Below are 13596 nucleotides of genomic sequence, written 5' to 3'. Positions count from 1 at the left end.
CTTCATTAGCATTTAAGTATCATGATATTAAACTATTTAAAAACAGCCTGGCGCAACATCTTAGCCAATAAGTTTTATGCAGCCATTAATGTTACCGGTTTAACGGTTGGATTAGTAGTGGGTATTTTTATGCTGCTGTGGGTGCAGGACGAATTAAGCTTTGACCGCTTTAATTCTAAAGCTGATAACATTTATAAAATAGGTATTGTAGGCGGTACCGGTTTAAGCAAACAGGTATTTAGTAATATCATTGCCCCGGTATCAACATTTGCCAAAAACGAACTGCCGGATGTTAAGGATGGCGTGCGTATTATGGCTGTAGGAGATGCACCGTTCAAGTACAAAGACAAAGTTTTTTACGAGGATAATTTTTGCTTTACTGATCCATCTTATTTTTCCGTTTTTGATTTTCCGTTGATAAAGGGAGATAAGCGCAATCCATTTCCTGATAATAACTCCATTGTAATTACTGAAAGCACTGCCAAAAAATATTTCGGGACCGAAGATCCTATCGGCAAGACAGTGATTATCGGGCAAAATGAACCCGTATCCGTTACCGGCGTCATTGCTGATTATCCTAAGAATTCCAGTTTTCAATACCGTGTAATGCTGCCGCTATCGAGGTTTAACTACCTGGCTTATATCAAGAACAAAACCAGCTATGATGGGAAAACAACCGTACCATCCATGGACGCAGATTGGTCAAGTTTTTCTTTCCAAACTTATTTACTTACTAAACCAAATACAAAAGCCGCTAAGCTTGAAAAAGAGCTGCAGGCTATACACGAGCGACAAAAACCTGAAGATGCCCCCGTGCCATACCTAACACAGCCACTGCCGCAAATGCATCTTTACCAAGCTGATGGTACGGATGGCGGCATGTCAACGGTTCGTATGTTTGCTATTGTTGCTGTTATGATATTGGTTATAGCTTGCATAAACTACGTTAACCTGTCAACCGCACGATCAATGCTTAGAGCGAAAGAAGTAAGCATGCGCAAGATCATCGGTGCGGGCAAGTTTCAATTGTTTATGCAGTTTATGGTAGAAACAGCGCTTTTATTCGCCGTAGCGGCTGCAGTAGCAATTGCATTAATTTTTATATTATTACCTTATTACAACCAGTTCTCCGGCAAGCAAATAGCGTTAAATATTACCAGTTTTAATGTTTGGGCTTGCGTGGTGATAACGCTTATCGGCACCTTAACGGCATCAAGTATTTACCCGGCTTTGTTACTTTCTTCGTTTGAACCATTAAAGGCTTTAAAAGGAAAGGTTACTGCTGGTATTGGTACCGCCGCGTTCCGCAGAATATTGGTGGTATTACAGTTCAGCGTATCGGTAGTGCTTATTGTAAGCACGCTGATCATTGGTAAGCAGCTAAAATATGTTTTTACAAAGGATTTAGGTTACGATAAAGAGAATATAATCACATTTAACATGCGCGATGATATGCACAAGCATGCTGATGCGGTGATGAATGAACTGAAGAAAGATCCGTCTGTTTTGGCTGCAACGGTATCCAGCCGCAATATGGTTGTTGGCGGTTCCTCAACGGGGAATAACGATTGGGATGGTAAACCGAAATCATCTAACCTGTGGTTCAATCAAATTCACGGTGATAAAAATCTTATCGATTTTTTTAAGATAAAGTTGATACAGGGAAGCAACTTTACAGGCGTGGTTGCAGATAGTTCGCATTTTATCATTAACGAAACGGCTGTGAAGGAAATGGGCCTTAGTGGAAATGTGATAGGAAAACGATTGAGGATACAAACCATAAATGGTACCATAATAGGGGTGGTTAAAGATTTTCACTTCCAAAACCTGCATAAAAAGATAGAGCCTGTGGTTTTCCAATATAACCCGGCAAACAGCTGGCGAGTTTACCTTAAAACAACCAACGCCAATGCCCAAAGAGCAATTGCGGTTAGCACAGCAATATGGAAGCAATACAATAATGATGTACCGTTCAATTATGCTTTTTTGGATGATAGCTACCGCAGAATTTACAGCGATGATAGCAGGCAGGGACAACTCTTTAACATATTTTCCGCTATAGCTATAGTAATATCCTGCCTGGGGCTATTCGGTTTGGCCACTTACTCGGCCCAGGTTAAAACGCGGGAGATAGGTATTAGAAAAGTTTTGGGCGCAAGTGTTGCCCGCATAATAACACTGTTAGCAAGCGAATTTATGATACTCATTGCCCTATCAACTGCCATTGGTTTACCTGTGGCGTGGTATGCCATGAACAAGTGGCTGCAGGATTTTGCTTACAAAACCAATATAGGATGGGCGGTATTCGCGTTTGCTGCATTTGCCGCCGCGGCTGTGGCGCTTGCCACCATAAGTGTGCAATCAATAAAAGCTGCACTTGCAAACCCTGTAAAAAGCCTAAGAAGCGAATAATGATCTAAGGCTGCTTTGAAAGTAGCCCATTTTGTGAACTTTTATTTTTTAAGAGATGCTTAAAAACTATTTCAAAACCGCCTGGAGAAGCTTTTGGAAACACCGCTCAACCGGCTTCATTAACATAGCTGGCTTGTCTGTTGGTATGGCTGCAGCTGTGCTCATCTTTATTTGGGTGCACAACGAATTCACTTTTGACGACGACCAGCCCGATGCGGAAAACGTTTACCGGATAACCAGCCACCTGGCCATAAGCAAAAACGAAACTTGGGTATGGGAAAGCGCACCATACCAGTTAGGGTTAGAAGCTAAAAAAACGATGCCTGAGGTTGTAGCGGTAACAAGGGTGCTTCCATTTCATTGGGAGCCCATGTACCTTAGCATCAATAATGAGTTTTTTAAAGAGGAGAATGCTGCATATATAGACGAATCATGGTTTAATGTATTTAAAACCAACTTCGTAAGCGGCAATGCAATAGCATTTAATCAAAATCCATTCAGCATTATTCTTTCAGAAAGCAAGGCAAAAAAGTATTTCGCTAATCAGGATCCTGTAGGTAAAATCATCCGCATTGATTCTGCTAACTACCAGGTACAAGCGGTTGTCAAAGACGCACCTGCTAACTCCAGTTTTAAATTTGATCTGTTTATACCCATTGCAGCAAGGCAAGCTGATGCGCAAGAGAAAAAGAACGATATGAGTTGGGGCAATTTCTCATATATCACCTTCCTCAAATTTAAACCGGGAACTAACATAAAACATGCTACAGAAAATCTAAAAAGCATCATCAAGCCACATCGTGATAAGAACGATAATTTAAATATCACCTTAAGAAATTTAAAGGCAATGCACTTTGAGAGTGATCTTCAAAATTCGGGATTGGTACATGCCGATAAAAAGGTTGTTTACATATTTGTTATCCTGGGTGCTTTGCTGCTGATCATAGCTTGTATAAATTATATAAACCTAACCACTGCACGGGCCAGCCTTAGAGCCAAAGAGGTCAGTATCAAAAAGATTGTTGGGGCAGGAAGAGGTCACCTATTTAACCAATTTGTTGCAGAGTCGGCAGTGATAAGTGTGTTGGCGCTTGTACTTACGGTAATTATTGTAAGTGTTGCATTACCATCTTTCAATAGCTTTACCAATCGCAATTTTTCGCTAACAACAGGTTCTGCGTATCTGTGGCTTATCATGATAGGCACCTTGCTTTTAACAATTATACTTAACAGCATTTATCCGGCAGTGCTGCTTTCGTCTTTTAAGCCGTTAAGTGCGTTTAGGGGCGGGAGCGTTATGAAAATAAAAGATACGTCGTTGAGGAAGGGTTTGGTGGTATTACAATTTACATTCTCTATATTTTTAATTATTGGCGTTATCACCATTTACAAACAACTGTCTTTTGTTCAGTCGCAAAATCCGGGTTATGATCGTTCGCAGATCATGTCGTTTAATCTTTCATGGAAGTTACTTAAGGGTATGAAAGATGATCAAAAAGCAGCTGTAAAATCAACCTTAAAACAAGCTATTCTGCAAGAACCATTCGTTAACGGCGCCTCACTGGTTGGCATGGAGTCGATACAATCAAATGGTAGTTTTTCCTCAGGCAGTGCCGATTGGGAAGGCCGTCCAAAAGATTTTAACCCAAGCATAACTTATTTTAATGTTGATGGTGATTACAACAAATTGGTGAACATTAATTTTACATCAGGGAGGTGGTTTTTCCCGGGCAGCGTAGATAAACGCAACGTAATAATCAATGAAACTGCAGCCAAGCAATTTAATTTACACAAACCTTATGTTGGCCAGCGTTTTATAGCACAGGGCGATACAGGTGTTGTTGTAGGCGTTGTTAAAGACTTTAATTTTCAATCTATGCACGCAAAGATAACTCCGGTGGTGTTTAAGTTAGACCAGCAATGGAGTTCAAACTACCTTGTTAAAGTTGCTCCGCATAAACAAGCGCAAGCTATTGCCAGAATGGAAAGTATCTGGAAGCAAAATTTCCCGGATCAACCATTTTCCTATCAATTCCTCGATCAGGAGTTTGATAAAATATACCGCGAGGATGCTAAAGCTTCTACATTGATGTCGGGTTTTGCTGTGGTTGCCATCATCATCTCATGCCTTGGGTTATTTGGTTTAGCGGCATTTACGGCTGAACAAAGAGGCAAGGAGATTGGTATCCGCAAAGTATTAGGTGCTTCAATAGCTGGCCTTGTATCGTTGCTTTCCGTTGAGTTTGTGGTTTTAGTGCTGGTAGCGTTAGTGATTGCGGCGCCATTAGCTTACTGGTTAATGAACCTGTGGCTACAAAACTTTGCTTACCGTATATCAATGCAATGGTGGATATTTATGGCTGCCGGTTTTGTTGCAGTACTGATAGCGTTTGCAACAGTAGGCCTGCAAACAATTAAAGCAGCTATGGCCAACCCTGTGAAGAGTTTAAGATCGGAATAGATAAGTTGTGCATTGGAGCACGAGGTGATATTTTCCCCATCTAAGATATTAATCTCTTGTATCATAACCGAACACTTACTGTTGCAGATACGTACGGTAGTATTATGCTATTCTCTTTGTAATAAATTGATTTGTAGAAATTTACGGAAATGGCATTAGTATTAATGTTCATCCTCACATATCAATATCATGATCAAGAATTATTTGAAAATTGCGCTTCGTGGTCTTTGGAAAAACAAGGGTTTCACTTTTATCAACCTTTTTGGCCTTACCATAGGCTTGTGTAGTTGCCTGCTAATAGGCGTTTACATTATGCACGAGCTTAACTACGACAACACGCAAACAAAAGGCAACCGCATTGTACGTATGATAATGGAGTACAATTTTGGTAAAGGCGAAAGCAAAAAGGGAAATTATACCAGCGTTAAGGTTGCACCTACATTCAAACGCAATTTTCCGGAGATAGAAAGCGCAGTACGCATGTTAAAATCCTCTTTGGTTATCGGTTATAAAGACAAACTGCTTACAGAAAAATCGTTCATGTACGCCGATTCATCTTTTTTCAAGATCTTTTCTTTTGATCTCATAAAAGGGGATAAAAACACAGCATTGGATGCATCTCATAAAGTGTTACTTACCCAAAGTACGGCTAAACGATATTTTGGTGACGAGGATCCAATTGGTAAAGCACTAAAAGTAGGTAATGATAGTATACCTTACCAAATAAGTGGTGTAATGGCTGATTGTCCTTCAAACTCGCAGATCAAATTTGATTTCCTTGCTTCCTTTTCGTCATTAAATGTGGGTAAATGGGAGAACAGCTATTGGAACGCAAATTTTACTACCTACCTGCTGTTAAAGGACGAACGTTCGATAGCTACCCTTCAAGCCAAAATAAAACCATTTATGGCTAAGGAAATGACAGGAGAGGGTGCCAGTGTAAGCTTCGATTTAGAACCGTTTAAGAGTATTCACCTACATTCGCCTTATGATGGGTTTGAGCCTAATAACAACATCAAATACATTTATGTATTGGAGGCTATAGCCCTGCTGATATTGGTTATCGGTTGTTTTACTTACGTTAATCTCAACACCGCGCGCTCGATGGAACGGGCAAAAGAAGTGGGTGTCCGTAAGGTGATCGGAGCCGACAAAAGTCAGTTGTTCTGGCAATTTATTGGAGAATCGGTTATCGTTTGCGTCATTGCGGCTATTATTAGCTTTATTGCAGCTATTTTACTTTTACCGGCATTTAATAACTTAACCGACAGGCAACTACCGGTAAAAGCATTTTTCACTACGCCATTTGTAGTTGCGACCATTACAGTGGTATTGGCAGTAAGCTTTTTCGCGGGATTGTATCCTGCATTGGTTCTTACCAATTTCCAGCCGGTTAAAGTGCTAAAGGGCGCTTTCAAAAATACTGCATCAGGGCAGTTTACCAGAAAAGCACTTATTGTTTTCCAGTTTTCTGTATCGGTTATCCTTATCGCATCAACTGTTATCATCCAGAAGCAACTGGCTTACATTCGAAACAAAAATTTAGGTTACGAGCGCGAAAGGGTAATAATACTTCCTTTCGAGTACAGGATGAATAGCCAACTAAATGTAATGCGGAACGAATTTAAGGCAGATAAAAACATTTTAAATGTATCGCGCTGCGTAGACGCCCCCGTGAAGATTGATGGCGGATACAACATGCGTAATGACCAGATGCCGGAGAGCCAGCAGATAGCGGTTACTGCAAACCCTATTGACCAGGAATATATAAAGACCACCAGTTTGCATATAATTGCAGGTACCGATCTAACGGAGCAGGATGTAAAAGATGCCTCTAACGAAGATAGTAAGAAAAATACCTTCCATTTCATTTTAAACGAGGCAGCTGCGAGGGAACTGGGATGGACGCCCCAGCAAGCAATTGGCAAGAGAATGTTTCTTGATTCACAGCGCCCGGGCTATGTTAAAGCCGTGGTAAAAGATTTCAACTTCGAGTCGTTGCACAATAACATAAAACCGCTTGTATTATTCCCGGAAGATTGGGGTAGCCACTTACTCATCAAGATCAGCGGCCAAAACATCCCGCAAACCATAGCCAATCTTGAAAGTAAATGGAAAGCGCTTGTTCCATATCGCCCTTTCGAGTACAGATTTATGGATGATGATTTTAACAATCTTTACAAATCTGAATTACGCCTGGGTAATGCACTTAACATTTTTGCAGCGATCGCAATCGCTTTAGCATGTATGGGTTTATTAGGTTTATCTGCTTATATGGCAAAACAGCGTATCAAAGAAATTGGCATCCGTAAAGTTTTGGGCGCAAGTATCACTGATATTACCACTACGCTGTCAGCATCTTTCATTAAGTTGGTTTTAATTTCAATAGCTATATCGTTACCTGTCGCCTGGTATGCTACGGGGTTATGGCTGCAAGGATTTGCATATAGGGCAAACGTAAGTGCTTTAACCTTTATCGTAGCAGGTGGGTCAGTGGTGATAATTGCCATTACCACCGTAAGCTTCCAGTCTATTAAAGCAGCTCTGGCCAACCCGGTAAAAAGCTTAAAAAACGAATAATAAAATTTTATGATCTGCGTGCAACTAATTTTAGGCTGATGCAGTCTTATACAAGAAACTTAAACACATTATGAAAAAGAATTTACTATTCCTGCTATTGGCTTCAGGTGTCATTTCAGCATCCGCTCAAAGCTATAAAACTCCGTATTACACCCGCTCATTGGCTAATGATGGCATTAAGAATGTTATCGTGAATACCAGCGGAGGCAGTATAATGGTTACCGGCGCAGGCCAGCAACAACCTCACATTGATGTATTTGTTGTTGGCAACAACAATCAAGATCTTTCTAAAGAAGAGATCAAAAAACGCCTTGAAGAAGATTACGTCCTTGATATAGATATCCAGAACGGGCAACTTAAAGCCATCGCCAAAAATCGTAAGAATAATATCAACTGGAGGAGGTCATTAAGCATAGGCTTTAAAGTTTATGTTAACGCACAAACATCTACTAACTTAAACACCAGCGGCGGTACCATCAGTATCGAGAACCTGAATGGTACCCAAAACTTTGAGACCAGCGGTGGCAGCCTTAGCATTACCAATGTTACAGGCAACATCAAAGGCGAAACCAGCGGCGGTAGCATCTCTGTTAGTAACAGCCGTAACAATATCGATTTAGAAACCAGTGGCGGTGGCATTACTGCTAACAACTGCAGCGGCAGGATAAAACTTGAAACCAGCGGTGGCTCCCTTGATCTTGCCAACCTTAAAGGAACCGTTAATGCCGAAACCAGCGGTGGCAGCATCAGAGGCAACAATGTAGATGGCGAGTTGATCACCAGCACATCAGGCGGCAGCATTAATTTAAATGCTATCTCCGGTAGTGTAAATGCATCAACCAGTGGCGGCAGCGTACATGTACAAATGGTAAAACTTGGCAGGTATGTAAAGCTGGAGACCAGCGCAGGCCATATAGACCTGAACGTTCCGCGCCAGGCAGCAATGAACGTTAGCCTGCATGGCGACCGCGTAAACCTTGATGTAGCGGGCAATTTCCAGGGAAGTAAAGAAAAAGAGGACGTTGTAGGCAAAGTTAATGGTGGCGGCACCACTGTAGAAGTTCACGGTGATGGTGGTGTAACCGTTTCATCAAAATAATAAACAACTTAATCGTATTTATAAATCACAAGCACAATGTTCAAGAATTACTTTAAAACAGCATGGCGCAACATTGCCAAACGCAAAGGCTTCTCGATGTTAAATGTTGGTGGCCTTGCTTTGGGTATGGCAAGTTGCCTGTTGTTGCTGCTGTACGTAAGCTATCATTTAAATTACGATAAACAGTTTAAAGAGCTTGATAAGATTTTCCTTGTGCAAAACAACCAGGCTGGTGACGGTAAAATATATACCTTTTCCGCTTCTCCAAGGCAGGCAGCTGAAACCATAAAAAGTGAGGTGCCAGGTGTTTTACAGGCTGTAAGAACCGTAGATTATAGCGGTGAAAGCTTGCTTACCTATAAAGACAAGAGCCTTAAAAAGAAGGGGTTATTTGCTGACGATGGCTTCTTTGATATTTTCTCCTATGATTTTATAAAAGGCGATGCCAGGACAGCGCTTAAAACACCCAATTCGGTAGTGCTTACCGAATCAGTTGCTAAGGCTTTGTTTGGTGATGAAGACCCTCTAAACAAAATGATAAAGCGCAATAACGCCACTGCTATGCAGGTTACCGGCGTTATTAAGGATGTGCCATCAAATTCAACTTTTAAGTTTGATGTTGTGTTGCCCTGGGTGCTGTTTGATGAAGCCAACGATTGGGCAAAAAATAGCGGATGGGGCAGTAACTATGCAAGAACGGTTGTTAAATTAAAAGATCCTGCAGGTTTAAACGCAGCCAACGGAATTATGAAGCACATGGTGGAGCGACACAATGATGGCAACAAAAACCAGTTATTTTTATATCCGTTTGCTAAACTTCACTTATACTCTGAGTTTGTAGATGGCAAAGCTGTAGGAGGTATGATAAGCCAGATCCGTTTATTTATCACACTTGCAATTTGTATCCTTTTGGTAGCTTGTGTTAACTTCATGAACCTGAGTACAGCCCGGTCTGAGGAGCGTGCAAAGGAAGTGGGCATCCGTAAAGCTATAGGCTCTGGCAGGGGATCGCTGATCAGCCAGTTCATCATGGAGTCGGTGATCTTATCGCTTATCTCAGTTTGTATCGCGATAGTCCTGGTTGTTATTTCATTACCATACTTTAATACGCTGTTGGGCATTAAGTTACAATTGCCTTATACCGATCCCAAAGCATGGGCCGCATTGTTGGGTATAGGCGTACTCACAGGTTTATTGGCCGGAAGTTATCCCGCTTTCTACCTTTCGGGTTTCGAGCCTATAAAGGTTTTAAAGGGGATGTTTAAAGGCGGCACCTCGGCATTATCACTTCGTAAAGTGCTGGTTGTTGTACAATTTGGTTTTGCAGTATTCCTTATCATTGCCACCATCTGTATTTACAGGCAAATAAAATATGTACAAGATAAACCAATAGGCTTTGATAAAAACAACCTGGTAGAGATACCGATAGAGGGTGATCTGCAACAAAAAACAGATATCCTTATCAATCAGTTAAAAACATCAGGCAATATTGTAAATGGAACAGTTTTCACCTCAAGCATTACATCATCTGGTAACAATACCTGGGGTATAAGCTGGCCCGGCAAGCGCGATGATGAGACTGTTTTGTTTGACGTATTTAGGGTGGGTGATAACTTTACTCAAACTACCGGTGTTAAGTTATTGAAGGGCCGACAGTTCTCAAGCAGTAATCCTTTAGATACTGCAGGTAAAACCGCCATGATAAACGAGTCGGCTGCAAAGGTGATGAAACTGAAAGAACCTATCGGCAGCATTATCAAATATGGGGATGCAGAAATGACCGTAGTAGGCGTTTACCAGGACTTTGTTTGGGGTTCGCCTTACGAGCAAACAAGGCCAATGTTTACTCATTATGCTAATAACTATCGTACCGCTATTGCTTTACGATTATCACCGGAACGTACAATAACAACTAACGTTGAAGCCATCAATAAAGCCCTAAAAACACTTAACCCGGCATACCCGCCGGTTGTAAACTTTGTAGACAGCGATTTTGCTCAGAAGTTTGCAAACGAAAAACTTTTGGCAACCCTGGCCAATATATTTGGCGGACTGGCCATTGTAATATCATGCCTTGGTCTGTTCGGCCTTGCAGCTTATGCTGCAGAACAACGCATTAAGGAAATTGGTGTGCGTAAGGTATTAGGCGCCAGTGTTGCTAACCTTGCCGGTCTGCTATCAAAAGACTTTTTAAAATTAGTAGCGGTAGCCATTGTGGTAGCCGTGCCGTTATCGTTTTGGGCCATGAACAAGTGGCTGGAGAACTACCAGAACCGCATTAACCTAAGCTGGTGGATGTTTGTATCGGCAGCCGTTATTACCATTTTTATAGCAGTGTTGACGGTAAGCTATCAAGCTGTGAAAGCCGCTTTGGCCAACCCGGTTAAAAGTTTAAGAAGCGAATAAAATAGCAAGAACTTAAATTACTAAAGGGTCGGGTTAATAGCCTGGCCCTTATTTATTTATGCATTTTATTTCGAATAAAAAACAAACTGTATCAAAACCGAACAATCACTGTACCATACCGAACAGCTAATAATATACTTTTTATTATAAATAACTGATTGTTAATACTTTATTAATTTGGTATTGTTTTTCAATATTGATAATCATGATCAAAAACTACCTAACCATTGCATGGAGAAATCTTACCAAAAACAGGATCTTCTCATTTATTAACACCTTTGGTTTGGCCATTGGCCTGGCTTGCTGCATGCTCATAAGCGGTTACCTGTACCAGGAGCTTACCTACGATAGATATCCGGCTAAGTCAGATCAGCTTTACCGCGTAAACCTTACCACTATTGGTAACGGCAGTTCTGATGTTTATCCGTTTGTGGATAATGCCGTTGGCGAAGGCATGAAAAACGCCCTTCCCGAGATCGAGGCTTATTCAAGGTTATCAACCAACCAACCTGCATTTGTAGAAAACGGCAGTAAGAAATTCAAAGAAACCAACATAGCCCGCGCAGATGCCAACTTTCTGCAGCTCTTCTCAATTCCGTTAATTGATGGCGACCCTAATACATGTTTAAAAGATCCATCATCAATGGTGCTAACCAGGGATATGGCGAAAAAATACTTTGGTACTACCGATGTGGTAGGAAAGAGTTTGATAGTTGCCACATACCCGTTTAAAATAACCGGGGTTATTGATAAGGTGCCTGATAACTCTCACTTCCATGCAGATGCATTTTTAAGTATGGTTACGTTTACCGAAGGCCAACGCCAAAGCTGGAGCAACCTTGGTTTTTACACATACCTGCAACTGCGTAAGGGCACTGACCCTAAAAAATTGGAGAAACAATTTCCGCAATTGGTTGCCAAATATGTAGTGCCCGAAATTCAGCATGACATGGGCGTAAGCATTACCGAAGCGCAGAAATCAGTAAATACGTTTTTGTTTAGCCTGCAGCCTATTACCGATATTCACCTGCACTCCCACACCAAATACGAAAAAGAAGCCAACGGCGATATCAATTATATATACATCTTTGGAGCGCTGGCAGCATTCATTCTTGTGCTTGCGTGCATCAACTTTACCAACCTTTCAACTGCAGCATCAGCAAAACGGTCTAAAGAGGTAGGTATCCGTAAAGTTCTGGGTTCGCTTAAGAGTAGTCTGGTATCGCAGTTTTTAACAGAATCGGTGCTACTTACAACTTTGGCAACAGTTTTTGCTTTAGCATTGGTTTACTTGCTGTTGCCATACTTCAATCAATTATCAGGCAAACAGATCGCTATTGGGTTTTACTTAAATCCGGTTGTGCTGTTAATAGAATTTGCCGTGGCTTTAATAGTAGGGATACTTGCAGGAATTTACCCGGCGTTCTTTATTTCATCCTTCAAAATATTAAGCGTTTTAAAGGGCAATGGCACCGGCGATATCAAAGCCAGCCGCAGCCTTTTGCGAAGCGGGCTCATCGTTTTTCAGTTTGCAATATCTACCGCTTTTATCATCGCAACTTTTGTGGTGTACCAGCAATTACATTATATGCAAAACAAAAAACTTGGTTATGATAAAGACCAGGTTATTGTTTTAAACGACACGTACGCCCTGCAAAATAATCTTGAACCATTCAGGAATAAGCTACTGCAGGATAATCGCGTGGTTAATGCAACTATATCAAGCGATGTGCCTGTAAGCATATCAGACGGTACGCAGATATACCTTAAATCTGCAACCAGCGATGGCTCACACAGCGAGATCCATGCCAATATTTATCACATTGATGAAACCTACTTGCCAACGATGGAAATGAAAATGGCTGTAGGGCGAAACTTTTTACCTGCTTACCCGGCAGATTCCGCATCGGTTATTGTTAACGAAACGGCTGTTAAAGATCTGGGCATCACAGGTAATCCTTTAGGCCGCACCATTGTACGTTCAGGCCGGCATGCATTTAATATTGTTGGTGTTGTAAAGGATTTCAATTACTCATCGGCCAAAGAAAAAATTGCGCCGCTGATGATGCTTTATGGTCACAGCACCGGTGCTATGATGGTGAGGGTAAAAACTGCCGATGTACAAGGCCTTATAACCGGCATGAAACAGCAATGGGACAGCTTTAATCCGGGAAGCCCGTTCAGCTATAACTTCTTAGACGACCAGTTTGCCCATTTGTATGTAGCAGAAACCCGTACGGGAAAGATCTTTACATCGTTCGCCATACTTGCCGTTATCATAGCGAGCCTGGGTTTATTCGGATTGTCGGCATTCTCCATCCGCCAGCGAGTTAGAGAGATTGGCATACGTAAGGTATTGGGGGCATCGTCCGGCAGTATCACTGGTATGTTATCAGCACAATTTTTAAAATTAGTAGTACTGGCTATAGTTATAGCCATACCATTAACCTGGCTGGCCATGCACCAATGGCTGCAGGAATTTGCTTACCGTATCGATATACAATGGTGGGTTTTTACTGCTGCAGGTGCTATGGCTTTGAGTGTAGCCTTTATCACAGTAAGTTTCCAAACTATAAAAGCAGCACTGGCTAACCCTGTCAAAAGTTTGCGTTCTGAATAGGGATCGAAACATAATTTC

The 13596-nt window shown here is 41.5% G+C and carries 6 protein-coding genes; all 6 read left to right on the top strand.

Annotation, left to right across the window (positions count from 1 at the left end; genetic code table 11):
• Positions 1-21: 21 nt before the first annotated feature.
• The 6 genes from INP83_RS15375 (at position 22) to INP83_RS15350 (ending at position 13578) form a co-directional block, all read left to right on the top strand.
• Positions 22-2412, top strand: coding sequence for an ABC transporter permease (locus INP83_RS15375; protein WP_219124961.1), 2391 nt, complete (start codon positions 22-24; stop codon positions 2410-2412).
• A 55-nt stretch (positions 2413-2467) separates the two neighbouring features.
• Positions 2468-4873: an ABC transporter permease gene (locus tag INP83_RS15370; protein ID WP_219124960.1), complete on the top strand. Its 2406-nt coding sequence runs from the start codon at positions 2468-2470 to the stop codon at positions 4871-4873.
• Positions 4874-5062: 189 nt separating this feature from the next.
• Complete coding sequence (locus INP83_RS15365) at positions 5063-7453, top strand: ABC transporter permease (protein WP_219124959.1); 2391 nt, start codon at positions 5063-5065, stop codon at positions 7451-7453.
• A gap of 70 nt (positions 7454-7523) precedes the next feature.
• Positions 7524-8552, top strand: a complete 1029-nt coding sequence (locus INP83_RS15360; RefSeq protein WP_219124958.1) for a DUF4097 domain-containing protein — start codon at positions 7524-7526, stop codon at positions 8550-8552.
• A 36-nt stretch (positions 8553-8588) separates the two neighbouring features.
• Positions 8589-10958: an ABC transporter permease gene (locus INP83_RS15355; protein WP_219124957.1), complete on the top strand. Its 2370-nt coding sequence runs from the start codon at positions 8589-8591 to the stop codon at positions 10956-10958.
• Between the two features lie 205 nt (positions 10959-11163).
• Positions 11164-13578: an ABC transporter permease gene (locus INP83_RS15350; RefSeq protein ID WP_219124956.1), complete on the top strand. Its 2415-nt coding sequence runs from the start codon at positions 11164-11166 to the stop codon at positions 13576-13578.
• Positions 13579-13596: the final 18 nt, after the last annotated feature.

This window comes from Mucilaginibacter sp. 21P (assembly GCF_019331605.1).
In the GTDB taxonomy this organism is placed as follows: domain Bacteria; phylum Bacteroidota; class Bacteroidia; order Sphingobacteriales; family Sphingobacteriaceae; genus Mucilaginibacter; species Mucilaginibacter achroorhodeus.
Note: the sequence above shows the minus strand (reverse complement) of the source record. Positions and strands in the feature narration are given on the sequence as shown.